The following is a 26,323-nucleotide window of genomic DNA, read 5'->3' as shown; positions in this document are numbered from 1 at the left end:
GGGCCTATTTGTTCTGAGCGGCAGCCTGCACAGAGGCTGCCGGTTTCTTCTTGCCGTCTGCGGTGACGAAGTGCACGCCGGCCGTGGTGCCGTCGATCCAGACCAGTTCGCAGCGCCGGTAGGCGAGCCCCGTCGAGGACAGCAGCAGGAAGAATTCCTTGGCCTGGAGCACGTCGAGCGTGCCCTCGACCTCGATCTTGGCACCGCTTTGCGATATGTCGAGCAAAACGCAACTGCGCCGCCAAGTGCCGTCCGAGCCCATTAGATTGACAGGCTGCTTGTGATCCATTTTTACGCGCATCGCTTTGCGACCGTCGAACTTCATCGGCTAACCCCCATCTTCGGGCTGCAATTTCCCGGGTCGCCTGTGCTGGCGTTTGCTACTATTTGCCCCCATCGCACTGTCCATTGGCTGGTGGACAGAAGCAGCGTCTCGAAGATCCGTTGCGCGCGCTCGCGCTCGGAATAGGAGAGCCTTTTTCCGCTGCGGTTGCTCAGGATGGTAAGGGTGGTCTGCCAGTTTAGCCGCGACGCCCGGCACGCCATGACCAGCCCCTCGCAATCGTCATCGCTCGCGACATGCTCGATAATTTCGAGCGGCGCCCCTGAAAGCACCGACAGCGCCGTGAACAAATTGGCCGTCTCGCCGCGGATCGCAAAGCGGTTCACCGTGGAATCGTTGAGCTTGCCGACGCGGTTGAGGGCGACGATCTCCGGCCTCGCGCCCGCGTAGTCGGCCCGGCAAGGCCGCTTTGGCGGAGCCGGCTCCGCTTCCGGCACCGGCGCTGCGGCGGACGGGGCGGGTGCCTTCCGGGCTGGTGGGGCGGAGAGCAGCTTGCGCACGACCAGATCGGGCGTGCCGGGCCGGAGCACCAGCGCCTTCGCGATCTCGCCGTCCTGGTCGGCCTTGGCAATTAGCGCTGCATAGGCTGCGTCGGAGAATTTCGTTCCCTGGTTCTTGATCAGGTCAAGGCAGATCGGGCCGCCGTGCTTGATCAGCGCCTCAGTCACCGTCGGCGCGATGTCGCTGCGCGCGGCGATCGCGCGTCGATGCCACTCGCCACGGGAGTCAATGACAGCCTCGAGATCGGCTGCGGAAAGTGCACGCGACTTGAGCAACACAGGACATGCCACGTCCGGACTATCGTGCGAGGCGAGACGCCACAATGTTTCGGGAGGCGCGATGTCAAGTTCCGCGAGCGCCGTGCTGAGCTGAACCAGTGCGCTGGCCTCGACCCGTTCCGTCAATCGCAGCAGAACACCGTCGACCACGTTGACGAGCAATTCCCGGCACTGGCCGCGGCTGCCAGTGAGCAACTGCACCATGCCGGCGAGAATGCGTGCGCAACGGTGCGGTGGGTAGGTTGCGACCACCTCTTCCAATTCAGCAAGAATATCAGCAGGCGAATTTGCCATCATGGCAGGGGCCTGACCTAAAATTAATTTGGACTATCGAACTGCACCTATTCCGCCCGACAGACGTTAATTTGAAGTTTGGATTTTGCTCGTCTAGGTATATCTGCACCGCTGGCCACACGGAAAACGCTATCGAAAATTGGCGAGATTTGATGCGCCGCCTTGTCCTTGGACTTCGACGCTCGCCAACTGGTCGGCATAGTTCGAAGTGATTCTTTCAGACTTAAGGCACACGGAGCGCAGAAGCGGGCCGGCATCGTCGCCGGACGCGTGTGTTGCGACGCGAAGTTCACATTGCCATGAATAGAAGTGATGATCCGCCGACGCTGGCGCCAAAGGTATTTCGCTTCACCGACGTCGATGAATTCGAAACGCCATACGAGGGCTCGACTTCGAGTTCACGCCTTTTGTACGGAGGATTTCGGCCGAGCAGAGTATTCTGTCGCTACCCGGCTGCGACGTGAATTTGACGCGGGCATTTCCGCGGGTCGTCGACGCACAGCTCGTCGAGAATTGTACCGCGATCGGATTCACGATGGACGATTTGGACGTGACCGTTCGATTCAACGGCGCGCGGCGTATACGACCCGTTATCGTCATCGGCAGCGGCGGCGCGGCTTACACCATCATTGAGGAGGTGCAGCGGCAAATCGCCTCGGTGGTGTTCAGGCCGGAGGTGACGGATCGCGGCTGGCCACAAGCAACCCTCTGCTTCAACATCTTCGAAACGACCGCTGCGGGCTTGAGCCGGCTTCGCGGTGTGGTCCGGGAAGTCTTGGAAGCCGCGTCGGAGCCCGTCGCCTCGCCCGACTTGCCGCTGAAGGCGGCCGGCATGAAGGAGACCCTGCTCGGCGCTGTGGACGCAATTTTCGAAAGTATCGTTCCCGCGCGATGGACCCTGCGCCCCAATGACGAGCGCAACTTCAAAGTCTTTCAGGACATCCGCGCGCTGCTTTCCGACGCCCTCTCGCTGCCCATCTACAGCGACGAGATCGCGCGCAAACTCGGCTTGTCCGTTCGCACCATGCACGACGTCGCCCGCCGCTATCGTGGAATGAGCCTGCACCGCTACTTGCGCCTGCGGCGGCTGTGGCTGGTGCGTCAGCGGCTGCTCGCGGGTGCCGATAGTGTCAAGGCCGTCGCGCTGGCGTTCGGCTTCTGGCATCTCGGCGACTTCTCCAGAAGCTATCGCGACCAGTTCGGCGAGACACCGTCGCAAACGCTTGAATCCGGACGGCGAACTTAGCGCGTCAAAACGTTGAGGGCCGGCCTGATGATCCGTGCTATACTGCTGCCCATGAGCAATCGCATTCTCGTCCTCTACGGTTCCTACCGTTCCGACCGCATGGGCATACGCCTAGCGAATTTCGTCATCGATCGCCTGCGCGCCCGCGGCGACGACGTCGTGTTTATCGACGCCAAGGCGATCGGCCTGCCGATGCTCGATCGCATGTACAAGGAATACCGCAAGGGCTCCGCACCCGAGGCGCTGGAGAAGCTCGCCGGAGAGATCCGCGGCGCAGATGGTTTCGTCTTCGTCACCGGCGAATACAATTGGGGCATCCAGCCGGGCCTGAAGAATCTCACCGACCACTTCCTCGAGGAGTGGTTCTGGCGCCCAGCCGCGATCGTGAGCTACTCGGCCGGCCGCCTGTCCGGCGCGCGTGCCTCGACCGCCTGGCATGGCACGTTGTCGGAGATGGGCATGGTGGTGGTGTCGAGCACCATCGGCGTCGGCCCGATCGCACAGACGCTGTCGGAAGCGGGTGAACCGATCGGCGAGGGCGGCAAAGCGCTGGAACGCTCGTTCCCGCGCTTCGCCGACGATCTCGCATGGTGGATCGAGGCGGCCAAGGCGCAGCGGGCGCGCAAGGCGCCGCCGTACTAAGCCCTTACGCCGACCTGACCTCACCGAGGAAGCGGTCGAACTGTCCGGCGAGATCGCGTGACTGGGACGAGAGCTGCTCGGCTGCGCCCAGCACCTCCCGCGCGGCCGTACCGGTGTCGTCGGCGGCGCGCTGCACGCCTGAAATGTTGGTGTTGACCTCCTGGGTGCCGCGCGCGGCTTCCTGGACGCTGCGGGCGATCTCCTTGGTCGCCGAGCCCTGTTCCTCGATCGCGGCCGCGATCGCGGTGCCGATCTGGTCGATCTCGCCGATGACGTCGGCGACGTTGCGGATCGCGGTGACGGTCTCGTCGCTCGCGGCCTGGATCGCCGAAATCTGCTCGGAGATTTCGGTGGTGGCCTTGGCGGTCTGGCCCGCCAGCGATTTCACCTCGGCAGCAACTACCGCGAAGCCGCGGCCGGCGTCGCCGGCGCGGGCGGCCTCGATGGTCGCGTTCAACGCCAGCAAATTGGTCTGCTCGGCGATGCTCTGGATCAGCGTGACGACGTCGCCGATCTTCTGCGCGCCCTCGGCCAGCGCACGGGCGGTGTCGCCGGTGCGGCGGGCGTTGTCGACGGCGCGGGCCGCGATCTCGGTGGACTGGGCCACTTGACGGCCGATCTCCGAAATCGAAGAGGTCAGCTCCTCGGTGGCGCTCGCGACCGTCTGCACGTTGCTCGATGTCTGCTGTGAGGCGGCGGCGACGACGGCGGCCTGGCTGTTGGTCTGGGCAGCCGTCGAGGTCATCGACTGCGCCGTGCTTTCCATGGTGGCTGAAGCGCGGGACAAGCCGCCGACGAGCTCGGTGACCTTGGCTTCGAACGCGCGGGTGATCCCGTCGAGCGCCTGTGCGCGGCGCATCTTGCCGTCGTTCTCGGCTTGCTTCTCGGCCGCGAGGCTGTCGGCCCTGATCATGTTGTCCTTGAAGACCCGGACCGCCGCGGCCATGGCACCGATTTCATCGGAACGCTCGGCGCCGGGAATCTGGTCCGTGACCTCGCCTTCGGCAAGCCGCGACATCCGCGTCGTCAGGTTGACGATCGGGGCGCAGACGCGGCGGCGGACCGTTACGATGAGGCCGGCGCTGGCGATCAGCACGGCGAGGAGTCCCGCGAGTGCGATGGTGAAGCTGGTGTGGGCCGCAGTGGAGGCACCGGCGAGAATCTGCTCGGCGTTGTCGTAGAAGGCGTCGCGGACCTCGATAATGGTGCTGAGGCCGCGCTGCGTGGCGGTGTAATAGGTGTCCATGTCGTGTTCGTACTGCCGGTGACCGCACCCTCCTTCACCAGCTTGAGCTCGCGGCCGAACTCTTCGATGTAGATCGCGTTGAATTTTTCCAGCGCGGCGGCGACGTTCGCCGGCGTTGCGGGATTGCCGCGCAACTCCAGCAGCGACATCACGATCTGATCGTTGCGGCCCTGCGAGCGGCTGATCTCGGCCTTCTCGGCATCGGTCGCCGGTTTCTTGCCGCCGACGAGATTCTTGTGCAGGCTGGAGTTGAAGCCGCCCACGTCGCGCAATGTCATCGCGATGTTGGCGTAGCTGGCCTGCCGGTAGGCATCGCCGTTGAGGATCGCCATGCGGCGAACCTGCTCGTTGAGCAGCGCGGTCCCGCCGGCGTTGAGCACGGCGTTGTCGGCGACGATCTTCTTGGCGGCATCCTTGCGCGCCTCCGGCGGGCCTGCCATCGCCTTGTCGATGGCTTCGCGCAGCGCCGTGAACTTCGAATTGATGGCGTCGATGTTGCCGCCGGTGGTGTTGCCGTCATCGAACGGGCCGGGCAGGTCCTTGCGCAGCGCGTTCATCCTGTCGCGGGCGGCATCGGTCTGCTTGCGCAGCTTGTCCTGCTCGGCAAGCAGCGCCGGGTCGACCGCGGGAGGGCCATAGAGGATGTTGGTGGAAAAGCCGCGCTCGGGATTGAGGTAGCGCGGGATGTCGCTGACGGCGCGGACGATCGCCAGCCGCCCCTGCGCTTCGGTGATCCGTTCCATCGTCTGGTATTTCGTCACGGCGACGTAGACGGCGAGGCCGCCGCCCACTGTCGAGAGCGAGACGATGGCGGTGGTCAGGAGCGTACCGATTTTCATGATTCTGTCCGGCAACTGGCGCGGGAAATTATTTGCACGGACAATAGGCAGGCGATGTTAATCCCGGGTTTACGCTGGTGGCTGCGGTCACTTGGGCTGTCGGTCAAGGGCCGCGAGGATATCGAGCGTTGCCTGATCGCGCTTGTCCGAAAAATACCGGGCGAGCGCCTCGTCGAAAACGGGCTCATCGGACACCGCGTCGAACAGCGTCATCGACGAGCGGAATTTGGCATCATCGGGCGCGCCGAGGATGGCGTTGATGGTCCGGCCCTCGACGGCGAGCACGAGCCGCGTGCATTCGATCAGGCGCGGACCGAGGATGGGGTGGGCGAGATAGGCCTGGGCCTCGGCGCGGGAGGTGATGGCGTAGCGCTGGGACATGGCGCTGAAGCCGAGACCGGCGACCTGCGGGAAGACGAACCACATCCAGTGGCTCTGCTTTCGGCCCCGGGTCAGCTCCCCCTGGACGTCGCCATAGACCGGGTCCTGGGCCCGGACAAAGCGCTCTAGATCGAACGGATCGGTCATAAGATACCTTGGGATACCCTGGAATGGCTTGCCGGGGCCCTTGCCGGCCGCGATTATGCCTAACTTTTGGCTCCCAATGTGGTAGCTGGTAGAGAATCTCCGGGTGGGGGTGGGTCCCCTCGGGGGTCGATTTTGGGGATCTGATGGTTTCCGACCGGGCACGAGCCGAGGGGCTATTGTCGCGCCGCCGTATTGGGCGAGCCGAGACGATATTGCTGTCTCTGGCCGCCGTCGCGCTGGCACTGGGCGCTGCCGCCTGGGTCGCGGATATCGGCGGTTCGGCCTCGCTGGTCACCGCCGCACTGCCGCCGGCCAATGCGCCTTCGTTCGATGATCGATTCGCTTCGGCTTCCAGCAGTCCGCCCGCCCGCGAGCTCGGCCTGCGAACGCTGGAGCGCTCCGCGGTCAATGCAGTCCAGCTCAAATTGCGCGATGCCAAGGCGATGCTCGCCCAGAAGCTCCAGGCCGACGACTGGCGCTCGACCCTGACCGATGACGACCGGCATATGTCCGAGGAGACGAGACAATCGCAGCGTGCTGACGCCATCCCGATGCCGCGCTCGCGCCCGCCCCAGGCGGACATCTCCGCCCAGATTGCCTCAAGCCAGGCTTATGCCGAGACCAACCCCCGTGTCGACAACCGCAATTTCTTCGAAAAATTCACCGACAAGATCAGGCTGGCCTCGCTGACGCCCGACAGCGGCCTGTTCGGCAAGGCGCCGGATCTCGCCGCGCTTGGCTACGATTCGCGCACCGCGGTCTACGACATCTCGGCCAAGGCGCTTTACCTGCCGAGCGGCATCGCGCTGGAAGCGCATTCCGGCATGGGCGCGCTGATGGACGACCCGGAGCACGTCGACCAGCGCATGGTTGGCGCGACCCCGCCTGCGACCTACGACCTGAAGCCGCGCGAAAAACTGTTTCACGGCGTCCGCGCACTGCGCTTGACGCCCACCGAGGGCACCAGCGCGCTCGGCCGCGTCGGCCTGCTCACCCACAATTACATGCTCGGGCCTCGTGGCGACTCCAACGGCTGCGTTTCGATCAAGGACTATGATCGATTCATGAAAGCCTACGACAACGGTGAGTTCAACCGTCTGGTCGTGGTGCCGAGGCTGACCCCATCGGCGACCGCCTCGCAGCGCGCGAGCACCGAGTCCTGATATCTGCTCCGGATATTGGCCTGCTACGGCGGGGCTGCCGTTTTCCTTTCGTTAAGCCGTCATCGTCCAGAAGCAGCCCATGAGTGATCCGCAAAGTTCCGAGACCCCGCTGCGCACGACGTTCAAGATCAAGCTGAACGGCGACACGCTGGCGATCGCGACCGTCGGCCAGGCCTATCAATTCCTCACCAATTTCAAATCGGTCGAGTGGATGGAATTCCGCTCGCTGCATGAAGACGCGGTCGCGGCGCTCGAAGGCGCCGCCGAGAACGCCATGCTCGTGGTGCAGGCGACCAACGCCGTGCGCGCGCTGTTTGTGAGCGCCAAGCTGCTCTGAGAGCGACACGGGAAATTTGGGAAGATTCCCGGATTGCGCCGCGCTCCATCCGGGCTACCGCTCACTAGTTGAACTCCGCTATAGCAACAGGCCATGGTCTGCGAAGATCGCGCTCAAGCCGATACGTTGAAACATAGTTCAGGGAGAGACCATCATGAAACGCCGTACATTCCTCAAGGGCGGCGCGGTTGCCGGCGCGACGACGCTGGTTGCCGCACCTGCGATCGCGCAAAGCGCGCCCGAGATCAAATGGCGCCTGACCTCGAGCTTCCCGAAGTCGCTGGACACTATCTACGGCACCGCTCAGACTTTTGCGAAATATGTTGCCGAGGCCACCGACAACAAATTCCAGATCCAGACCTTCGCGGCCGGCGAGCTCGTTCCCGGCCTGCAGGCGCTCGATGCGGTCAGCACCGCTTCTGTCGACATGGCGCAGACCCCGCTCTATTTCTACATCGGCAAGGAGCCGGCGCTGGCCTATGCCACCGGCGCGCCGTTCGGCATGAACCATCGCCATCAGGAATCCTGGTGGCATTTCGGCGGCGGCGCCGACCTCACCAATGAGGCGCTGAAGCCGTTCAAGGCGCATGCCATCCTCTGCGGCAATTCCGGCACCCAGATGGGCGGCTGGTTCCGCAAGGAGATCAAGACCGTCGACGATCTCAAGGGCCTGAAATTCCGCATCGCCGGGATGGGTGGTCATGTGCTGGCGCGGCTCGGCGTGGTCCCGCAGCAGATCGCGGGCGGCGACATCTATCCGGCGCTGGAGAAGGGCACGATCGACGCAGTCGAATTCGTCGGCCCCTATGACGACGAGAAGCTCGGCTTCCAGAAGGTCGCCAAATATTACTACTTCCCCGGCTGGTGGGAAGGCGGCGCCATGCTGCACATGATCGTCAACGACGAGAAGTGGGCGTCGCTGCCGAAGCAGTACCAGGCGATCGTCAACCAGGCCGCGTCGGCCGCGGGCGCCTGGATGCTCGAGAAATACGACAGCGTGAATCCGGCGGCGCTGAAGCGGCTGATCGCCAACGGCGCGGAGCTGAAGGCGTTTCCGCAGCCGGTGCTGGAGGCCTGCTACACCGCGACCCAGGACCATCTGAACGAGCTCGCCATCAAGAGCGACCTGTTCAAGCGCACCAAGGAAAGCCACGACGCCTATATGAAGGAGCTGCTGTTCTACACGCAGATCGCGGAGAATTTTTACGACAATTATCTGCTCGGCAAGATGCGCAACAAGGCTTGATCGCGCAAACTCCCGTAGGGTGGGCAAAGGCGCACTTGCGCCGTGCCCACCACTGCTTGCTTGCCTCGCCATGGTGGGCACGCTTCCTCCTTCGCTCTTCGAGCTACGGCGGACAAGTCGCTTTGCCCACCCTACAGCATCTATCGTGCGGTGAATTAAGCCGCGCCCAAACCCAGCTTCTCGTAAATCCGCCGCGCATAGGCGCCGAACGCGTCCGTCGTTTTCAGCGGCAGAGCCCGTGGGAAGGGCAGGTCGATGGGGAAATAATCGGCCATCTTCGCAGGTCCGGCCGTCAGCACGGCGCAGTGCGAGGACAGGAACACGGCCTCCTGGATCGAGTGCGTGATGAAGATGATGGTCTTGCCGCTCTCGCGCCAGATCCGCAGCATCTCCAGATTCATCTGCTCGCGCGTCAAGGCGTCGAGCGCGCCGAACGGCTCGTCCATCAGGATCAGTTTCGGGTCGTGAATGAAGGCGCGCGCGATGGCGGTGCGCTGCTGCATGCCGCCGGACAGCTCGCGCGGATATTTCTGCTCGTAGCCGGCAAGACCCACCAGATTGAGCAGATCGCGCGCCCGCTCGCGCGCGGCCTTCATCGGAAGACCGACGATCTCTGCCGGCAGCAGCACGTTGTCCAGGATGGTCCGCCATTTCAGCAGCAACGCCTGCTGGAACACCATGCCAATGTCGCGGGTCGGATCGAACGGGCTTTTGGCGTTGCCGATCTTCACCGTGCCGCCGTCGGCGTCGTGCAAGCCGGCCAAAATCTTCATCACGGTGGTCTTGCCGCAGCCGGACGGGCCGACCAGCGAGACCAGCTCACCCTCCTGCACGTCCATGGTGACGTCGGACACCGCGAGGAATTCGGCGCCGCCGCTGCGATAGACCTTGCGGACGCCGTGCAGGCTGATGAAGGGGCTTGAGCTCATGCCAGCCATTTATCCAAGTTTGCGGCCACGAACGCGTCGTCGCTGAGGTCGGAATGCTCGCGGTACACGCGCTCGATCTCGTCCTTCTGGCCGGGGCTCAGGCCCTCGTTCGGATCGAGGCACCACAGGCCCTGCATCAGGCCCTGCCGTCGCAGCACCTCATGGCAGCCGGCGATGCAGCCGTGAAAATCGTTGGCGACGTCGAAGAAGGCGCTGTTGCAATCGGTGACGCGGGCATCGAGCGCGAGCAAATCGGCCGGCACGCTGTCCTTGTGCCGTGCCGCTTTGCAGCGCTCGAACTGTTTGATCGCGCTCGCCGTCCACACCGACCAGTGGCCGAGCAGGCCGCCTTTGAAATAAGTGCGCGTGGTGACGCCGTTGTCGCGGAGGTCGAACGGCAGCATCAAATCGAGCAGGATGTGGTCATCATTGCCGGTATAGAGCGCAACGCGGTCGAGCGCGCCGGCTGCTGCGACGCCGCGCAAAACATCAAGGGTCCGGTAGCGGTTGAACGGCGCGATCTTGATCGCGATGACATTGTCGATCGAGGCAAAGCGCTGCCAGAACCGGCTCGACAGGACCACGCCGCCGACCGCCGGCTGAAGATAGAAGCCGACCAGCGGAATTTCGGCTGCGACCGCTGCGCAATGCGCGATGATCTCGTCCTCCGACGCCCTCTTCATCGCAGCGAGACTGAGGAGCCCTGCGTGATAGCCGATGTCGCGCGCGGTGCGGGCTTCAGCGGTGGCCTGCCTAGTCGGACCGGCGATGCCCGCGACCAGCGCCAGCGGACGCTTGGTCCAGTTCGCCGCCGTCTCGGCGGCGAGCTCCAGCACGGGACGATAGAGGCCGACGTCACGGATCGCGAACTGCGTGGTGTGCACGCCGACCGCAAGGCCGCCGGAGCCGGCTTCGATGTAATAGCGCGTCAGCGCGCGCTGATGCTTTTTGTCGAGCTGGCGTTCGGCGGTGAGCGCGAGGGGATGCGCCGGCAGCACGGTGCCGTCGGCGATCAGCTTGCGGATCTCGCTGTTGATCTGGCTGTGGTGCATGATGTCCTATCCGAATTCAGGGCCGGCGACGGCGAATGGCATGTCTTCACCCGCGGTCTTAGCGGGGCCGAACCGCATGCGCTGGAACGGGCGCTCGATGATCCAGCCGGATGCGGTCAATCCTTCAGGGAACGCGGCTTGCGACGCGACGGCATCGAGCAGCAGCGGTCCGGTCTCCGATCGCGCGATGGCATCGACCAGGGTCAGCGCGGCTGCCGCGTCGTCGGCAAGCAGCGGGCCGATATGGCGCGCGGTACGTCCGTCGCGAACCAGCGCGATGGCGCCGTTCGCGGCGACGATGCGCGAGCCGGAACGCTGCGCGAAGTTGGAGAGCAGGGCGGTTCGATCGAGGCCCGTGGCGCGCCGGTCGCGCGCGCGGAGCGCGTCGAGCGTCGCGGACGAAGGTGCCTGCCCGGACGCGGATGCCGATTTCACCAGCTTGAGCCGGCGCAATTGCAGGGTCGGCGTGAACCCGAGCGGCCCATAGACGGCAGCACCGTCCGGGGTTGCGTCGAGCCAGCTCGTCAGGCCGCGTTCGCGCGCCATCGCCAGGCAGGCGTCGACGAGCCGCGTGGCGAGACCGCGTCGGCGATGGCTTGCCGTCACCAGCACCATGCTGATCCAGGCGTTGTCGCCGGGGTAGGGCAGGAGTGCTGCGGTCGCGACCAGTTGCGCGCCATCACGGATGCCGAACGCGACGCCGTCGCTCAAGAAAAACCGCCAGTCGTCTTCATTCTGGTTCCAGTGCGCCTCTGTCGAGAGCGCGAGGCCCGCCGCAGCATCCTCGACGCCAAGCTGGATGATGCGCGGATCGTCAGTAGCGTCCATCGCGCACCTCGTATTTGGTGGGCTTGCCGAGGCTCGGCATGGCGCGCGACACCCAATCCGCCGTCCAGGCGATCAGCTGCTCGGTGTCGACGACCGGCAGGCCGAAAAGCTCGACTGCCTTGGACGTGTCGGTCAGCCACGCGGTCGGCTCTTCGTTTCCTGTCAGCACCGGCATACGGCCGAACCTGGCGCCGAATCTTGCTGCGAGGTCGCGCACCGCCAAAATCTCGTGGCCGCTGACATTGATCGGCGAGGTCGGCGCTGTGCAATGCGCGAGGCAGCGCAGCGCCTGCGATGAGGCATCGCCCTGCCAGATGAAATTGACATGACCGATGCTGAGGTCGATCGGCGTGCCCGTGAGCACTTTCAAGGCGATGTCGTGCAGCACGCCATAGCGCATGTCGATCGCGTAGTTGAGGCGGAATAGCCGCCCGGGCGTTCCGAACTTGCGCGAAAAATACTCGAACATGCGCTCGCGGCCCACGCAGGACTGGGCGTACTCGCCGGGCGGGTTCGGCGCCATGTCCTCGCCCGATCCTTTGCCGTCGACGGGGACGAACGGATAGATGCAGCCGGTCGAGAACGCCACGATCCGCGACGAGGGGAAGGCCTGCGCGATCAGTGCCGGCACGTGCGCATTCATCGCCCAGGTCAGCGAGAGATCGCCCTCAGCGCCGAATTTGCGGCCGGCCATGAAGACAATGTTGGGCGCCTTCGGCAGCGCCTGAATCGCGGTCTCGTCCATTAGGTCGCAATTGATAGTCTCGACGCCACGCGCGTGCAGCCAGTCCTTGACGCCGGCGTCGCTGAAGCGGGCGACGCCGATGACACGGCGATCGGGCGCTGCGGCCTTGGCAAGCCCCGCAAGCGTCGGCCCCATCTTGCCGGCGACGCCGAGGATCATGATGTCGCCGTCGACCCGGGCGAGGTCGTCGATCAATGCCTGGGTCGGCCGGCACAGGAGATCGTCGAGCGCAGCGATATCAGGGATGGTCTTCGGCAGGTTGTGGCGGGTGAGGAGCATGGTTTTGGTCCTTGATCTTCAAGTTTGTCTTGCGTCGCCGACGACGAAGATGCGTTCGAGGACGAGCACGAAGCCGTAAAGCGCGACGCCGAGCAGGGTGAGCAGCACGACGGCCATCACCATCGCGGGCGTGTCGAGCGACGACTGCACCTGGATCATGAGGTAGCCGAGCCCGCGCTCGGAGGCGATGAACTCGCCGACTATGGCGCCGGCGACCGCGAGGATGGCGCCGACCTTCATTCCGGAGAAGATGTAAGGCAGCGATCCCGGCAGCTGGATCTTGCGGAACAGCGTCCAGCGCGAGCCGCGCAGCGATTTGACGAGGTCGAGCAGATCCGGCTCGACCTCGCGCAAGCCCCGCGCGGTGGTGAGCAGGATCGGGAAGAAGCAGATGCTGAAGGCGATCAGGATGTTCGGCACGATGCCGTAGGAGAACCAGACGATGAGGAGCGGACCAAGCGCGACCTTCGGGATCATGTTCAGCGTCACGAACAGCGGCAGCGAAGGCGCCGAGCGCAAAGCCGCCGAGGATCTCGATCGCCGTCACCAGCGTGTTGGCGCCCCAGGCGTAGCTCGCGGTTCCCAGCGTCTGGATTGTCGCGAGCGGCGAGGGCAGGATGAACTTCGGGACGTGGAAGGCATCGACCAGCACCTGCCAGAGCACCAGCACGGCGAAGTGCACGATTAGGACGATCGCAAAGCTGCGCGTATTGCGGGCGCCGTCTCCTGTCACCGGTTACCCCCTGCTGTCAGCGGCCACCTTGCCGCTGGTCGCAAGCCTAGCCGTCCCGGAGGGAAGTTTCAACCAGTTGGTTGATTATGGCCGGAGCGAATGCAGCACGAGATCGGCGACGTGCCGGCGGCGGGCGCGGCGCGCGGCCCGGCTCGACAGGTCCTTGCCGAAGATCGCCGACAGCGTCGGCGTGTTGGAGAGATAGAAATAGCTGAGGCCCGCGATGGAGATATAGAGCTGGATCGGGTCGATCCCCTTGCGGAACATGCCGGCGCGGACGCCTTCGTGAAGGATGTGGGACACGCTCTTCACCAGCGGCGAATGCATCGCCTCCAGCCGCGTCGAGCCGCGGACGTGGCGGGCACCGCCGCGGTTCTCGTCGTTCAGAAGCACGATGAAATCGGGGTTCGTCGCGAGGTAATCGAACGAGGCCTCGATCAGTTTCCGGATCGCCTTTCCCGGCGGCAGGCCTTCGAGATTGAGCTGACGTTCCTGCTCGCGGATATCGGCGTAAACCCATTCGAGCACGGCGAGATAGAGCGCGTCCTTGTCGCCGAAATAGTGGTAGACGAGCTGCTTGTTGACACCGGCGCGCTCTGCGATCTCGTCGACGCGGGCGCCGGCAAACCCGTGCCGGGCGAACTCCTCGCGCGCCGCGGTGAGCAGCTTCTTGCGTGTGGCGACCGGGTCGCGCCGCTGCGGCACGGTGTCGCCTGAACGTTTTGCGGGCATTTCCAACCAAACAGTTGACAAGTTGAGGGCGGCCTTGTTGCATTGGTATCCTCACGGGGGGAGAGCGACAAGCCGGTCGCGGGCAACGAGGAGAGATGCGATGAAGCGTTTGCAGGCGGCGGGCTCGGCCCTGGCGGTGGCCCTGATGCTCGGATCACCAGTCGTGCCCGCGAACGCGGGCGAGGCGGTCAATCTGATTCTGAACTGGGCGCCGACGGCCGATCACTCGCCCTATTATTACGCCAAGGCGCAAGGCTGGTACGAGAAAGCGGGCATCGATCTGACCATCGAGGTCGGCAAGGGCTCCGGCGTCTCCGCCGCCAAGGTCGGCTCCGGCGGCTCGCCCTTCGGCGTCGCCGATCTCGCCACCATGCTGGTGGCGAAGAGCAAGGGGGCTGACGCTGTTGCCGTGATGAGCGTCTACGCCAACACCGGCCAGACCTTCTACTGGTTGAAGAGCTACGGCGTGAACGGGGTGAAGGATTTTGCCGGCCACAAGATCGGCAATCCGCCCGGGGACGCCTCGCGTGTGATGTGGCCGGCCTTCGCCAAGGCTGCAGGGCTTGCGCCCGACTCCGTCGGCTTCGTCAATGTCGGGCCGACGGCGAAGATCGCCGCGCTCAAGAGCCATACGGTCGACATCATCAGCGACTTCTACAACGAGCACGATTTGAAGGTGATCGAGTTCGGAAGCGATCTCGGCTACGTCAATTGGAAGGACATCGGGCTCAACCCTTAGGCAATTCGCTGATCGTCAACGGCGGCTATCTGCAGAAGAACCCGAAGCTGGTCGAGGCGTTCGTGCGGGTCACGCAAAAGGCCTTCGCGACCTGCGTCGCCGACGCCGCGCCCTGCCTGAAGGCGCTGCTCGATCAGGTCTCCGGTCTCGACAAGGAGAACCAGGAGCGCCAGTGGGAGCGCATCAAGTCCCTGATGACGGACGAATTCACGACGACGAAGGCACTCGGCTGGATCGACGGCGAGCGGATGAAGAAGGACTACGATCTGGTCCAGACCTATCTCGGCATGGAGAAGCCGTTCGACGTCACGACGGCGTTCACGACCAAGATGCTGGACCCCGCCATCAAGATGGATGCGAGCAAGGTGAAGAAGTAGGGGGCTGGTCGCCGCGCCGGCCCCACATTCCGCTGTCATGCCCCGGCTTGACCGGGGCATCCAGTACGCCGCAGCCTTTCGGCTGACCCGCAACCGTCTCGGAGTACTGGATCGCCCGCCTTCGCGGGCGATGACCGTTGTGCGGGGCGAGAGCGCCTGCTCAACGCCCTTGGTGCGCTTCCATGCCACGTAACCCCACGGAGAAATTAACCGGCCATTAACCATATCGGCGGCATCGTTAACCATTCAATAACAGGGGACGAGTCGGCCGCTATGGAGGCTGCAGTAAAACCTCAACGCCAAATGGTTCGCCTGCGCGGGCGCTCCTATGTGGCCTTCGTCTTCGTGCCGACGGTTCCCATCCAGGACTGGCTGCAGGAGATCGACACCACCATCGCGCGCTCGCCGGGCTTCTTCGCCGGCCGCCCCGTGGTGATCGACCTGTCCTCGGTCGATCTCAGCCAGTCCGGCATCGGCCATCTGCTCACCAGCCTTCAGGACCGCAACATCCGCGTGCTCGGGATCGAGGGCGTGGAGGAGGGCCGGTTGAACCCCATGATGCCGCCGCTGCTTTCGGGCGGGCGCAGCTGCGTGGTCGAGCCGAGTGCGCCCAAGAAGGTCGAGGCAAAGGTCGAGACCAAGCCGACCTCGCTGCTGCTCGAAAGCCCCGTGCGGTCGGGCCAGACCGTGATCTTCCCCGAGGGTGACGTCACCATTTTGGGCTCTGTCGGCTCCGGCGCCGAGGTCGTTGCCGGCGGCTCCATTCACATTTACGGCGCGCTACGCGGTCGCGCCATGGCGGGCGTGAACGGTCACACGAGCGCGCGCATCTATTGTCAGAAGATCGAGGCCGAACTGCTTGCAATCGATGGTTTTTACCAGACCGCCGACGATATCGACGCGGCCCTGCGCGGCAAGCCGGCCCAGGCCTGGCTGCAGGGCAACACCATGCGAATTACTGCGCTGAACTGACCAGAAGGAGATTTGAGAGATGGCCAAGGTACTGGTCGTGACGTCAGGCAAGGGGGGCGTCGGAAAGACCACGACGACCGCCGCACTGGGGGCTGCGCTCGCGCAGCGCGGCGAAAAGGTCGTCGTCGTCGATTTCGACGTCGGCTTGCGCAACCTCGACCTCGTGATGGGCGCCGAACGCCGCGTCGTGTTCGACCTCATCAACGTGGTGCAGGGCGTCGCAAAGCTGCCGCAGGCCCTGATCAAGGACAAGCGGCTGGAGAACCTCTGGCTGCTGCCGGCCTCGCAAACCCGCGACAAGGACGCGCTGACCGAAGAGGGCGTGGGCAAGGTCATCGACGATCTGCGCAGCCGTTTCGACTGGGTGATCTGCGACAGTCCGGCCGGCATCGAGCGCGGCGCCTCCATGGCGATGCGCTTTGCCGACGAAGCCGTGATCGTCACCAATCCCGAAGTCTCCTCGGTGCGCGATTCCGATCGCATCATCGGCATGCTCGATTCCAAGACGGTGCGGGCCGAGAAGGGCGAGCGGGTCGAGAAGCACATTCTCATCACCCGCTATGATCCCTCGCGCGCCGCGCGCGGCGAGATGCTGACCATCGAGGACATCCTCGAAATTCTTGCAACGCCCCTGCTCGGCATCATCCCGGAGAGCCAGGACGTGCTGCGCGCCTCCAACGTCGGCACGCCCGTGACGCTGTCGAACGCGGAAGGCGCACCGGCGCGGGCCTATATCGACGCGGCCCGACGGCTGTGCGGCGACACCGTGCCCATGCAGGTGCCGACCGAGCGCAAGGGCTTCATGGACCGCCTGCTGCGACGGAGGGCCGCATGAGCATGGGTCTGCTTCGGCTTCTCCGCGGCAACAAGGCCTCTGCACCCGTCGCGCGCGAACGGTTGCAGATCCTGCTTGCCCATGAACGCGGACTGCGCGGCCAGCCCGATCTGCTCGGTGTGCTGCGTGAGGAAATTCTCGCGGTCGTCTCCAGGCACGTCACGCTGGACCCGACCAAGGTCATCGTCCGGCTCGATCGCGGCGACGAGGTCTCGACCCTCGAGGTCGATATCGAGGTGCCCAACGATTTCGAGCGCAAGCGCGCGGCGGCCGGCTAGGGACCTCGGCCGCGACGCTTCAAATTTGGGGTTGGTGAAAAGGCGGTCCGCTGGGCATAGCGGGCCGCCTTTTGCTTGCTGACGTGAACGCTACGGAACGAGGTCCGGGGCTCAATCGTTGTGAACAACCCGCGGCGGCGCGATGCACCGCGGTTTCGTCAAACGGGAGAACGCCCATGATGACCGAGGTCCAGGTCCACACCGTCGCGCGCCAGATGCTGGAACAGCATGGTTTTGCTGCGATCGCGAAGGCCGCCGAACAGGCCAGGGCTTGTGAGGGCCGCGGCGAGGCCGACGAGGCCAAAGAGTGGCGTCACATCGCGGACGCGATGAAGATCATCCGCGGTCCGCACCAGAGCTGACACTCCCCCGCGTTCAACGCTCCCCGCGGTCAGCGCCCTGCGGCGAGGTGCGATTCTGTGTCTGCGGCTGGGAGCGCTCGCCCGTCTCCTTGCAGGGGAGCGGCTCCCACGAGCCATCCGGCGCCTGCTGATAAGCGCTACACGACGAAGACGAGGTCGATTTGTCCTCGCCCTTCTGGGCATTGGAATTCTTCGCCAGCACGGGCGCAGTCAGCATCGGTGCGACGGCAAACGCGACCGCGAGAAGGACATGGTTGATCCGCATGGAGCTCCCCTGTTCGAGTTCGAAAGAGCCGCATGCTGGCGAGAAATGTGACGATTATTGGCCGAAGCAAAAATTCCGGCGCGGCGTGCTTAACGCCGCACGATCACGCTAGCCGCCCTTGCTGCGGATCAGGCCGGCGAGGTTGGTCTTCTGGGCCTCGCACCAGTTGGGCATGCCGAGGCGGCGTTGGTTGAGGTCGGTCGCCTGGGTGGCCACCGCGACCTCGGCCATCAGATCGTCGTCCTGCTTCTCGCCCATCTTGCCACCCGTGTGCATCCAGGCGATCGCCTTGCGGACCTTCTCGGTGGTGCCTTCGGGCAGCTGCATCTGCTCCGCCTTCTGCACCAGATCCTGGTAGGCGATATCGGTGCCCGGACATTCGACCTTGGCGGCGAAGGCCTGCAAGACCAACGTGACATAGGTCGAGCGTGGATGGTCGGCCGCTTGGGCGGACGCGGCCAGCAGCAACAGGGCCGTCATCAGAAAACCAGTGCGCATCCTTGGTACCTCCCCGAATTTTCGGGAAGGCTAGCGGCTGCCGCGCCGCTCCGCAATGGGGATAGCGTGCGCCCGCGAAGCCGGCCGGCGGGTTAGCGCCGCCAGGCCGGCACCGGATCGAGCGGCGTGCGATAGACCTCTTTGTGATCGCGGTCGGTGACGCGCACAGCGCAACCCTTGCTTTGCAGCTCGGGCTTCACCTGCGACAGCTCGGTGGCCAGTTGAACGGCGCGATCGGAGGCGACCTCGATGTCTTCGAGGATGATACCGCCCTGGTTCTTGAACTCTTCACCAACCACGAGATCGAAGGAATAGTAAGGCATCCGAATTCCCCGGTGTGACGAATTGAGCTTCGGGTGGACGTTTCAACACATGACCGATGGTACCACTGAGTCGATGTTTATCGAATGAACGGCGCGCGCAATCTCTCTGCTTATGCGCAGAAATGATGTGCAGCATTCAAGCGTGTTAAGATTTTATTAAATATGTCGGCGTGATCATGAGGCATGGAATTGCAGCAGAACCGGGCTCCGGGAACCGGCAGCTGCAAGAGAAGGCCGCCGGCATAGATCCCGACGGCCTTTTCTCTTGATGGAAAACGATCGAAGCTCGCTTCCCGTAGTCATCCGGATTCAACGCATCACATCGACTCTGACAGCATCGCTGGTGCGACGCGTCGTCGCGTGACGATGGTTCAGCGCAGCGGCATTGGCGGGCGTACGACAGGTCCGTCGTCGTCGGCAACGGCTTGCGTCGTCATGGCAGCGGGCGGTGGGGCTGCGGCAGCCTGCGAGGCCGGCGGCGGCGGAGCGAGCGGCGCCGGCGAATAAGCCGGCATGTAGGTGTGCGACACGACCGGCTTCGGTTTGCGAACCGGCGGCGCCGCGGGCCGCGGCGGTAGCGCGGACATTTGCGCGCGCGGATCGACGCGCGGCTTCGTATCGGCCACCGGCTTCGGCGCGGGCGGCTTCGCCATCTCGCGTGCCATCTGCTCCTGCCCGGCCTTCAACTCGGCGATGTTGGCCTTGAGCTGCTCGATCTGTTGCGCCATCGCGGTGAGATCGCGCGTCATCGACTGCACCGATTGTACAGGATCGGGTTGTGTTGCCGGGGGCACTGCTGCTGCAACCTGGGTTGCAGGCGGAGCCGCCGATTGGTCGGCCGCTTGATCCGTTGCGACTTGATCAGTTGCGGGCTGGTCCGCAGGCGACGCGGCCTGCGCGGCGGCGACCGGTGCCGTCTGCGACGTCGAAGGCAACAGCGACGCCAAAGCCGGGGTCCATTCGGCGAGCATCTGTCTTGCGGTGTCGCCATGTTTCTCCCAGGCGACAGTGGCGGCTGCGCTTCCGCCCGCAAACAGCATCGTGACGAACGCACCGCGCAGCCACTTGCCGGCGGAAGAGCGCTTCTGCCGGCTGAGGCCATCACTGGCCGCGACGCGCACGGCGGTGTCGACCGAGGGCGCTGCCGGCTGCGGCTCCGCGACGGGACTGAACTTCGGCTCCGGATTCATTCTGGGCTTCAGCAGGAACGCCGGATCTATTTTGGGTTCCGGACGGGTCGTGATCTCAGGCGCGAGCGCGGGCGCAACGCTGAGAGGGCGCGAGGCCAGCAAAATGTCAGGCGAAATCTGCACGGCGTCGTGCGGGTCGTTGTTCGTGACCGTGTCCTTCACGATCTCATCGACGATTTGCCGAGAGTTCAGCGTCGCGAGCATCGCAGCTCCTTTGAAGCCTGGGTGTTTTGAAGCCCCAGGTGTTGAGTATTGAGGTATCGGTCGTTCGCATTGGCGCGAGCAGATCCGTTGAGGTGGGCCCATCCAAATCCCCAAATCCGATGAGGCCCAAGCACCATGACCCACGAGTCCAGCCGGGTTTGACCAAAGCAAGGCGAGGGGATGGAGACTGTGCGACGCTCTTGCGCCGTTTGTGGTGATGGAACCCGCCTCAGAAAACACGCGTAATTGTTCCACAATGCCTTGTTTTCAGCACGATTTTGGCAGCATCTGGTGTTGCTGGGGGCGCTGCTATCGCTATCGGGGCCGGCGGTGCCAAGATCCTTATTCGTTCTACTCGTCCTTGCCATGCTTCCGTTGGGCGGCTGCATGCAGACGACGCTTTCGCCATCGACGGACGCGAGCATGACGACCCGCGACCGGCAGTTGCTGGCGCATACGCCTTACGCGCAAGCAAACGTGCCCGAGCAATATCTCCGTCATATCGTCGATTATCCGCGCAAGGAGCAGCCGGGCACGATCCTGGTCGATACCGATGCGCGCTATCTCTATTTCGTGCTGCCCGAAGGCAAGGCGATCCGCTACGGCGTCGCGGTCGGCGAGGAAGCCATGGCGTTCTCCGGAGTCGCGCGGGTCGGTCGTCTAGCGGAATGGCCGGATTGGGTTCCGACGGCGGACATCCAGGCGCGGCTCGGGCCCTATCCGGCGCGGGTGCCCGGAGGCCCCGCCAATCCGCTGGGCGCGCGGGGCATCTATCTCTATGCCGGCAACAAGGACACGCTCTACCGCATCCACGGCACCAACCAGCCGGAATATATCGGGCAGGCGATCTCGTCCGGATGCATCCGGATGCGCAACGAGGACGTGATCGATCTCTATGACCGGGTGAAGCTCAACTCAATGGTCGTGGTGCTGCCGCCCGGACAGAACGCGCAAGTCGAGGCGCGGCCCAGCTGGCGCGGGTGAGGTCGCCCTAGTTCTCGGGACGGGCGACGCGCCATTGCAGCGTCGTGGCATTGCCATTGGCCTCGCCCGGCGCCTTGTCGGCCGGCGAGGTGTAGAGCGGACGATAGCGATAGGCCCACATCTTGCTGCCGTCGTTACGGTTGATCACGGTGAAGTCGCCGACCGCTTTGGCATCGGCCGTTGCGGGCAGCGGCACCCAGCTCTCGACGCATTTCCCGTTGCAGTTCGACGTCTTGCCGGTGGTATCGCGCTCGTAATAGTAGAGCGTCATGCCGTTGAGGTCCACGAGTGTGGGGCCCTGCTTGGTCAGGATGACTTTCGCCGGTGAGGTCGCGGGCTTCGGCGGCGGAGGGGCATCGCCGCCGCCATGGCCATTCGCGAGCGCCGGAGCGGTCGAGAGCGCGATCGCCGCCGCCGCAATGAGGAACCTGAACATCCGAAACTCCAGACCGGCAAAGTTAATCGCGCGTTAAACGCCGAATGCCGTCGACCGTAACAGCCGAAGGTTAGTTCCTGGTTTCGCGATACTGCGACAATGAGGGGTAGAATTACGGGGCTTTCTGTCTTGGCACGTTTTCTTGACGCGAAGCGGTATCCACCTCGCTCGAAAACGCTCTATGCCTGCACTCCGCGCAGCGGGGCGCGGCTGAGTTCGTTGCCGGCGGCGATCGCCTTGTGCAGGAGGCGCATCAGATCATCACCTTCCTTCGCGCTGAGGCCACGCAGCATGATGCGTTGCGCGGATTCGACGGCCGGCGTGATCTTGCGCAGCGTGCGGCGGCCTTCGTCGGTGATCTCGAGCTCGCGGGCACGGCGGTCGCGGCGCGAGGCGCGGCGCTCCGCGAGCCCCTTCTGCACGAGCCGGTCGATCACGCCGGTGATGGTGGTGCGGTCGTAGGCGATCAATCCTGCGAGCGTCACCTGGTCGAGCCCCGGATTGGCCTTGATGGTCGCGAGCGCGGCGTATTGCACCGGCGTGAGGTCGAAGCCGGCATCCCCGACCTCGGCCAAAAACACCGCGACCGCGATCTGCTGGAATCGGCGCGCCAGATGTCCGGGCATGTCGTTGTTGTCTTTCACCGAATTTCTCCGTTGGGGCGGGACGGCCGGGATCGTTGACAAGTATACTGATAGTCAGCATAGATCAATATCCAACCGGAACATCGGCGGGAGAGGTGCTCATGCAATTCCATCTCAATGGATTTCAGCCGGGCGACCCTGAAATCGCCGATCCCGCCGCGCGCATTCAGCCTTCTGGCGCAACGGGCGCCGTGCCTGAAGAGGTCAATGTCCTCATCGTCGGCTGTGGCCCTGCGGGCCTGACGCTCGCGGGCCAGCTTGCGCAGTTTGCCGACATCAAGACCTGCATCGTCGAGCAGAAACCGGACCGCTTGCTGGTCGGGCAGGCCGACGGCATCGCATGCCGCACCATGGAGATGTTCCACGCCTTCGGATTCAGCGAGCGCGTCCTCAAGGAAGCCTGCTGGGTGAACGAGACGACATTCTGGAAGCCGGACGAGCGGGTGCCGGAACATATCGTCCGTAGCGGCCGGGTGCAGGACGTCGAGGACGGCTTGTCGGAATTCCCGCACGTCATTCTCAACCAGGCGCGCATCCATGACGGTTTTCTCGACGTCATGCGCAAGGCGCCGGGCAGGCTCGAGCCCCATTACAGCCGGCGCCTGCTCGACCTTCAGGTCGATCCGGCCGCGGGTCCCGCCGACCATGCCGTGACGGCGCGGCTCGAACGGGTCGATGGCAGGAACGAGGGCAAGATCGAGACGATCAAGGCGCGCTACGTCGTCGGCTGCGACGGCGCCCGCAGCACAGTGCGCAAATCGATCGGTCGCGAGTTGCTCGGCGATTCCGCCAATCATGCCTGGGGCGTGATGGACGTGCTGGCGGTGACCGATTTTCCGGACATCCGCTTCAAGGCTCTGATCCAGTCGGCAAAGGACGGCAGCCTGCTGATCATTCCGCGCGAGGGCGGCTACATGGTGCGCCTCTATGTCGAGCTCGCCAAGCTCGACATCGGCGAGCGCGTCGCCAATCGCAACATCACCGCCGATGACGTGATCGCGAAGGCGCAGCGGATCCTGAAGCCGCATACGCTCGATGTGAAGGAGATCGCGTGGTGGTCGGTGTACGAGATCGGCCAGCGCCTGACCGACAAGTTCGACGACGTGCCGGAGACCGAGACCGCTACGCGGCTGCCGCGGATCTTCATCGCCGGCGATGCCTGCCACACCCACAGCCCGAAGGCGGGGCAGGGCATGAACGTCTCGATGCAGGACGCTTTCAATCTCGGCTGGAAGCTCGCTGCCGTTTTGCGGAAGCAGTCTGCGCCGAGCCTGCTGCATTCCTATTCGGCCGAGCGCCAGGCGGTTGCCAAAGAGCTGATCGATTTCGACCGGGAATGGGCGGGGATTCTTGCGTCCGCCGCCAAGGCCGGCGGCGCCGACGCCGCCAGGACGCAGGACTATTTCGTGAGGCACGGTCGCTACACCGCCGGCACGGCGACGCATTACCGCCCGTCGGTTCTGACGGGAGCGACGTCCCACCAGCATCTCGCGCAAGGCCTCGTCATCGGCACGCGATTTCATTCCGCACCGGTGATCCGGCTTGCGGATGCCAAGCCGGTGCATCTCGGTCACGCTGCGCAGGCGGATGGCCGCTTCCGCATCTACGCTTTCTCCGGCGCTGAGGATCCTGCAGCAACCGGATCGGCCGTTCGCGCCTTGTGCAATTTTCTCTCCGATGCGCGGGAGTCGCCGGTCCGGCGTTACACCCCCGCGGTCGCCGACATCGATAGCGTGATCGACCTGCGGGCGGTCTTCCAGCAGGATCATCGCGAGCTCGCTCTCGAGGCGATGCCTGCGCTGCTGCTGCCGCGCAAGGGCCGCTACGGCCTGATCGACTACGAGAAGATGTTCTGTCCGGACCTCAAGAATGGTCAGGACGTTTTCACCATGCGCGGCATTGACCGCAAGGCGGGCTGCATGGTCGTGGTGCGGCCGGATCAGTATGTCGCGACCGTGCTGCCGCTCGATGATTTTGCTGCGCTTGCTGCGTACTTCGACGGCTTCATGCTGCAAGTGAACTGACGGGCCGGCGGCGCACACGTAGGCTCTCTCTGCGCGCGGTGTCGATGAACGGCGAATGAATATTGAACCGCGCGCGGCATCCGTCTCGATCTTTTGGCGGATGAGACCTTCGTACGCGGAACGCCCGTTCCGCTAGCGCGTTCCGACTCGAAAGAGGAGGACTACGCCATGAAATTCCGAAGCGTGTTGTTAGCCGCATTGCTGCTCGCCCCGACGGCCGCGCTGGCCGCACCGGGCATGGTCACCGTCTCGACCGGCCTGCGCGCCGGGCCGGGTTCGGGCTTTCCCCTGGTCGATCGCATCCCCGAGGGCGCCCGCGTCGACATCCATGGTTGCCTGCGCGGCAACGCCTGGTGCGACGTGAGCTTCTCGGATGACCGTGGCTGGGTGTCGTCGCAATATCTCGAATATCGCTATCGCAATCACTACGTCTATCTCCCTGACTATGTCGACGAGGTCGACGTGCCGATCGTCCCCTTCGTGCTGACCTCGTACTGGTCGAGCTATTATCAGGGGCGGCCCTGGTATCGGCGGCATGCTCACTGGAATAGCTACTGGACTTCGCATCAGCGCGACGCGACGCGGATGACGATCGATCCACGCGCGGCTCGCATCGGCCGCGCGGCAACGCGCGATGCGGCGGTCGCACTCGGGCGCAACGGCGCGAATGCCAAGGAAAGTGTCAAGGGCGCGGCCGCGGTCTCCGGCCGTGATGCCGCAACTTCACGGCACGACGCCGCCATCGCCAGGCACGAGACTCCGGTGACGACGGACCGGAGCCGTGCGGGACGAGCTGACCCCATCGCGCATGAGCGGACCAATCTGCAGAGCCGCAATCCGCGGGACGCTCAGGCCCGCATCATGCACGAGCAGGCCGCACACCGCGCGGCTCTGCGTGCGCAGCCGATGGCGCGCCCACATGAGGCGCCGCGCGTATCAGCCGCTCCCGCAAGCCGGCCCGCGATGCCGCATGTGGCTCAGCCGAACGTCGGCCACGGTTCGCCGATGAACGCTCATGCCCAAATGCCTGCGCCGCGCGCGGCTGCGCCTGCGATGCCTCACGGCGGTGGCGGCGGCGCACCTCACATCAACGCCGCGCCGCACGGCGGCGGTGCCCCGGCCGGCGGTCCCGGTGGCGGGCACCAAAAGCACTAAAGTTGCCAACGAAAGCCCGGCCCTCGCGCCGGGCTTTTTGTTTGGGCCGGAACGGGTTCCCTGCCCATACAATTTAAGAAGCTTCTTCGCGGGCAGATTTCATCGATCGTAATATGTCTACTCAAAGCTGTAAGCATTCCACTCGGGGCAGCGGGGCACGGGAGGATGACGACGATGAGACAGAACCAGGCGGAGACGCGCCGCCACAATGTCGCCAAGCGGTCGATGACCAAGGAAGCCAAGCAGCTGTCCGGCCTGATTGCCGGATTGCGCCAATCTCTCGAGGTGATTCAAAAGGAGCGATCGAGCACCAAACTCTCCGGCGCCGAGATGGGCCTTCTCGACGAACGCCGCAACAATTTGTTGCTGACCATCGCAGCTCTCGACGACCGCCTCTCGGCGGTGCAGGGGCTGATCGATCTTGGCCGTCCCCATATCATTCGCGTCCACTGATCGGAGCGCTGACCTGATGCTATCGGCTTCGTCGCGGCGGCGACGGAACCGGGCTCAGCTGTCTGCTCCGCGTGGCATAGGATTGGCGTAGCACTGGGCGGACTGCCCGGAGGCGGTCGCGGCGCACTGCGCGATCGTCGCAAAACTGCAATCGATGCTGCGGCCGTCGATCGTGTAGATCTCGATGCAGACGGGATGGCGCGGATCGTAGGTCTGGGCGGCTGTCGGCGGCACGCCGAGCAGGCCCGCACCAAACAAGCCCGCGACAAGCAGAATCGCATTGATGAAGCGGCGCACGATCGATCTCCTTCGCTCAGCCGGAACAAAGCACAATGCTGCCGCGGATGGCACCAAATTGCCACGCTCCCGGCGAATTGCCGCCAAAGCCCGCTGCCACGACGAGAGCAGGTGCAGGGGCAACGCAAGGGGATGCGCATTGGCCTACAAGATGGTCGCAGAACGCGACAACGAGAAGTGCAGTTTTGCCCGCGAGAGCCGTTTGCTCATCGTGGCGAAGGCGAAGGTTTGGGCGAGCGAGGGGTGGAAGGTCGTCATCACCGACCAGGACGGCAAGGCCTACGCGCCGCCCGACTTCGATCAGCTATTGGCGGCCTGACCGCAAG

General features: G+C 64.4%; 29 protein-coding genes and 3 pseudogenes. 15 read left to right on the top strand and 17 right to left on the bottom strand.

Features of this window, described 5'->3' with window-relative positions; all coding sequences use genetic code 11:
- Positions 1–4: 4 nt before the first annotated feature.
- The gene (locus IVB50_RS23570) at positions 5–325 is read right to left on the bottom strand and encodes a PilZ domain-containing protein (protein ID WP_018456358.1); all 321 of its coding nucleotides are present in this window, start codon (positions 323–325) and stop codon (positions 5–7) included.
- The gene (locus IVB50_RS23565) at positions 322–1,419 is read right to left on the bottom strand and encodes a DUF2336 domain-containing protein (RefSeq protein WP_018456359.1); all 1,098 of its coding nucleotides are present in this window, start codon (positions 1,417–1,419) and stop codon (positions 322–324) included. The genes IVB50_RS23570 and IVB50_RS23565 overlap by 4 nt, the downstream gene beginning before the upstream one ends.
- A gap of 532 nt (positions 1,420–1,951) precedes the next feature.
- On the opposite strand from IVB50_RS23565, the gene IVB50_RS23560 reads away from it, so the two are divergent.
- Positions 1,952–2,662, top strand: coding sequence for an AraC family transcriptional regulator (locus IVB50_RS23560; protein WP_245288436.1), 711 nt, complete (start codon positions 1,952–1,954; stop codon positions 2,660–2,662).
- A 51-nt stretch (positions 2,663–2,713) separates the two neighbouring features.
- Positions 2,714–3,304: an NADPH-dependent FMN reductase gene (locus IVB50_RS23555; RefSeq protein ID WP_018456361.1), complete on the top strand. Its 591-nt coding sequence runs from the start codon at positions 2,714–2,716 to the stop codon at positions 3,302–3,304.
- 4 nt (positions 3,305–3,308) lie between these two features.
- Here IVB50_RS23555 and IVB50_RS42785 read toward each other — a convergent pair.
- Both IVB50_RS42785 and IVB50_RS23540 read right to left on the bottom strand, forming a co-directional pair.
- A pseudogene (locus tag IVB50_RS42785) lies at positions 3,309–5,389 on the bottom strand (methyl-accepting chemotaxis protein).
- An 87-nt stretch (positions 5,390–5,476) separates the two neighbouring features.
- Entirely contained in the window at positions 5,477–5,917 is a 441-nt protein-coding gene (locus IVB50_RS23540; protein WP_018454555.1) for a DUF1810 domain-containing protein, read from the bottom strand.
- Between the two features lie 212 nt (positions 5,918–6,129).
- Between IVB50_RS23540 and IVB50_RS23535 the strand changes: the two genes are divergently transcribed.
- From IVB50_RS23535 to IVB50_RS23525, 3 genes are all read left to right on the top strand, one after another.
- A complete protein-coding gene (locus tag IVB50_RS23535) occupies positions 6,130–7,080 on the top strand; it encodes a DUF2778 domain-containing protein (RefSeq protein WP_018454554.1) in 951 nt (316 codons plus the stop codon).
- A gap of 79 nt (positions 7,081–7,159) precedes the next feature.
- On the top strand, positions 7,160–7,417 hold the full coding sequence (locus IVB50_RS23530; RefSeq protein WP_007609546.1) for a hypothetical protein: 258 nt from the start codon (positions 7,160–7,162) through the stop codon (positions 7,415–7,417).
- 154 nt (positions 7,418–7,571) lie between these two features.
- Positions 7,572–8,663, top strand: a complete 1,092-nt coding sequence (locus tag IVB50_RS23525; RefSeq protein ID WP_018454553.1) for a substrate-binding domain-containing protein — start codon at positions 7,572–7,574, stop codon at positions 8,661–8,663.
- Positions 8,664–8,818: 155 nt separating this feature from the next.
- Here IVB50_RS23525 and IVB50_RS23520 read toward each other — a convergent pair whose 3' ends face one another.
- The 6 genes and pseudogenes from IVB50_RS23520 to IVB50_RS23490 all read right to left on the bottom strand — a co-directional run bounded on the left by IVB50_RS23520 (position 8,819) and on the right by IVB50_RS23490 (position 13,961).
- Entirely contained in the window at positions 8,819–9,601 is a 783-nt protein-coding gene (locus IVB50_RS23520; RefSeq protein ID WP_018454552.1) for an ABC transporter ATP-binding protein, read from the bottom strand.
- On the bottom strand, positions 9,589–10,644 hold the full coding sequence (locus IVB50_RS23515) for a dihydrodipicolinate synthase family protein (protein ID WP_018454551.1): 1,056 nt from the start codon (positions 10,642–10,644) through the stop codon (positions 9,589–9,591). The genes IVB50_RS23520 and IVB50_RS23515 overlap by 13 nt, the downstream gene beginning before the upstream one ends.
- Before the next feature lie 6 nt (positions 10,645–10,650).
- The gene (locus IVB50_RS23510; RefSeq protein ID WP_018454550.1) at positions 10,651–11,472 is read right to left on the bottom strand and encodes a GNAT family N-acetyltransferase; all 822 of its coding nucleotides are present in this window, start codon (positions 11,470–11,472) and stop codon (positions 10,651–10,653) included.
- Complete coding sequence (locus IVB50_RS23505; protein ID WP_018454549.1) at positions 11,459–12,496, bottom strand: NAD(P)-dependent oxidoreductase; 1,038 nt, start codon at positions 12,494–12,496, stop codon at positions 11,459–11,461. Before IVB50_RS23505 ends, IVB50_RS23510 begins: the two co-directional genes overlap by 14 nt.
- 18 nt (positions 12,497–12,514) lie before the next feature.
- Positions 12,515–13,229: pseudogene (locus tag IVB50_RS42780) on the bottom strand (ABC transporter permease).
- Between the two features lie 84 nt (positions 13,230–13,313).
- The gene (locus IVB50_RS23490) at positions 13,314–13,961 is read right to left on the bottom strand and encodes a TetR/AcrR family transcriptional regulator (RefSeq protein WP_018454547.1); all 648 of its coding nucleotides are present in this window, start codon (positions 13,959–13,961) and stop codon (positions 13,314–13,316) included.
- A gap of 100 nt (positions 13,962–14,061) precedes the next feature.
- Here IVB50_RS23490 and IVB50_RS42775 point away from each other — a divergent pair.
- The 5 genes and pseudogenes from IVB50_RS42775 (at position 14,062) to IVB50_RS23460 (ending at position 17,524) form a co-directional block, all read left to right on the top strand.
- Positions 14,062–15,077: pseudogene (locus IVB50_RS42775) on the top strand (ABC transporter substrate-binding protein).
- Positions 15,078–15,350: 273 nt separating this feature from the next.
- Entirely contained in the window at positions 15,351–16,049 is a 699-nt protein-coding gene (minC, locus tag IVB50_RS23475; RefSeq protein ID WP_026232759.1) for a septum site-determining protein MinC, read from the top strand.
- A gap of 19 nt (positions 16,050–16,068) precedes the next feature.
- On the top strand, positions 16,069–16,884 hold the full coding sequence (gene minD, locus IVB50_RS23470; RefSeq protein WP_007591740.1) for a septum site-determining protein MinD: 816 nt from the start codon (positions 16,069–16,071) through the stop codon (positions 16,882–16,884).
- Complete coding sequence (gene minE / locus IVB50_RS23465; protein ID WP_007591739.1) at positions 16,881–17,162, top strand: cell division topological specificity factor MinE; 282 nt, start codon at positions 16,881–16,883, stop codon at positions 17,160–17,162. The genes minD and minE overlap by 4 nt, the downstream gene beginning before the upstream one ends.
- A gap of 176 nt (positions 17,163–17,338) precedes the next feature.
- Entirely contained in the window at positions 17,339–17,524 is a 186-nt protein-coding gene (locus tag IVB50_RS23460; protein WP_018454544.1) for a hypothetical protein, read from the top strand.
- Between the two features lie 13 nt (positions 17,525–17,537).
- On the opposite strand, the gene IVB50_RS23455 is transcribed toward IVB50_RS23460, so the two are convergent.
- From IVB50_RS23455 to IVB50_RS23440, 4 genes are all read right to left on the bottom strand, one after another.
- Positions 17,538–17,789 carry a hypothetical protein gene (locus tag IVB50_RS23455; RefSeq protein ID WP_018454543.1) on the bottom strand — a complete coding sequence of 84 codons (252 nt, stop codon included), beginning with the start codon at positions 17,787–17,789 and terminating at the stop codon, positions 17,538–17,540.
- Between the two features lie 108 nt (positions 17,790–17,897).
- On the bottom strand, positions 17,898–18,287 hold the full coding sequence (locus tag IVB50_RS23450) for a hypothetical protein (protein WP_018454542.1): 390 nt from the start codon (positions 18,285–18,287) through the stop codon (positions 17,898–17,900).
- A gap of 92 nt (positions 18,288–18,379) precedes the next feature.
- On the bottom strand, positions 18,380–18,610 hold the full coding sequence (locus IVB50_RS23445; protein WP_007591727.1) for a hypothetical protein: 231 nt from the start codon (positions 18,608–18,610) through the stop codon (positions 18,380–18,382).
- 371 nt (positions 18,611–18,981) lie between these two features.
- On the bottom strand, positions 18,982–20,004 hold the full coding sequence (locus IVB50_RS23440) for a hypothetical protein (protein WP_018454541.1): 1,023 nt from the start codon (positions 20,002–20,004) through the stop codon (positions 18,982–18,984).
- Between the two features lie 387 nt (positions 20,005–20,391).
- On the opposite strand from IVB50_RS23440, the gene IVB50_RS23435 reads away from it, so the two are divergent.
- Positions 20,392–20,988 (top strand): L,D-transpeptidase, encoded by a 597-nt coding sequence (locus IVB50_RS23435; protein ID WP_198293348.1) that lies wholly within the window; start codon positions 20,392–20,394, stop codon positions 20,986–20,988.
- Between the two features lie 7 nt (positions 20,989–20,995).
- Here the strand turns inward: IVB50_RS23435 and IVB50_RS23430 are convergent, their stop codons facing one another.
- Both IVB50_RS23430 and IVB50_RS23425 read right to left on the bottom strand, forming a co-directional pair.
- Positions 20,996–21,424, bottom strand: coding sequence for a hypothetical protein (locus tag IVB50_RS23430; protein ID WP_018454539.1), 429 nt, complete (start codon positions 21,422–21,424; stop codon positions 20,996–20,998).
- 179 nt (positions 21,425–21,603) lie between these two features.
- Entirely contained in the window at positions 21,604–22,068 is a 465-nt protein-coding gene (locus IVB50_RS23425) for a MarR family transcriptional regulator (protein ID WP_018454538.1), read from the bottom strand.
- A gap of 101 nt (positions 22,069–22,169) precedes the next feature.
- On the opposite strand from IVB50_RS23425, the gene IVB50_RS23420 reads away from it, so the two are divergent.
- From IVB50_RS23420 to IVB50_RS23410, 3 genes are all read left to right on the top strand, one after another.
- Entirely contained in the window at positions 22,170–24,092 is a 1,923-nt protein-coding gene (locus IVB50_RS23420) for an FAD-binding monooxygenase (RefSeq protein ID WP_247297423.1), read from the top strand.
- A 168-nt stretch (positions 24,093–24,260) separates the two neighbouring features.
- Positions 24,261–25,247, top strand: coding sequence for an SH3 domain-containing protein (locus tag IVB50_RS23415; protein WP_247297421.1), 987 nt, complete (start codon positions 24,261–24,263; stop codon positions 25,245–25,247).
- A gap of 174 nt (positions 25,248–25,421) precedes the next feature.
- Entirely contained in the window at positions 25,422–25,700 is a 279-nt protein-coding gene (locus IVB50_RS23410; RefSeq protein ID WP_026232756.1) for a hypothetical protein, read from the top strand.
- Positions 25,701–25,754: 54 nt separating this feature from the next.
- On the opposite strand, the gene IVB50_RS23405 is transcribed toward IVB50_RS23410, so the two are convergent.
- A complete protein-coding gene (locus IVB50_RS23405; RefSeq protein WP_018454534.1) occupies positions 25,755–25,997 on the bottom strand; it encodes a DUF3551 domain-containing protein in 243 nt (80 codons plus the stop codon).
- A 139-nt stretch (positions 25,998–26,136) separates the two neighbouring features.
- Here IVB50_RS23405 and IVB50_RS23400 point away from each other — a divergent pair, with 139 nt between their 5' ends.
- Positions 26,137–26,316 (top strand): hypothetical protein, encoded by a 180-nt coding sequence (locus tag IVB50_RS23400; protein ID WP_026232755.1) that lies wholly within the window; start codon positions 26,137–26,139, stop codon positions 26,314–26,316.
- Positions 26,317–26,323 lie beyond the last annotated feature (7 nt).

This window comes from Bradyrhizobium sp. 87, assembly GCF_023073015.1.
Classification (GTDB): Bacteria; Pseudomonadota; Alphaproteobacteria; order Rhizobiales; family Xanthobacteraceae; genus Bradyrhizobium; species Bradyrhizobium canariense_D.
This window is presented reverse-complemented; position numbering and strand designations above follow the sequence as displayed.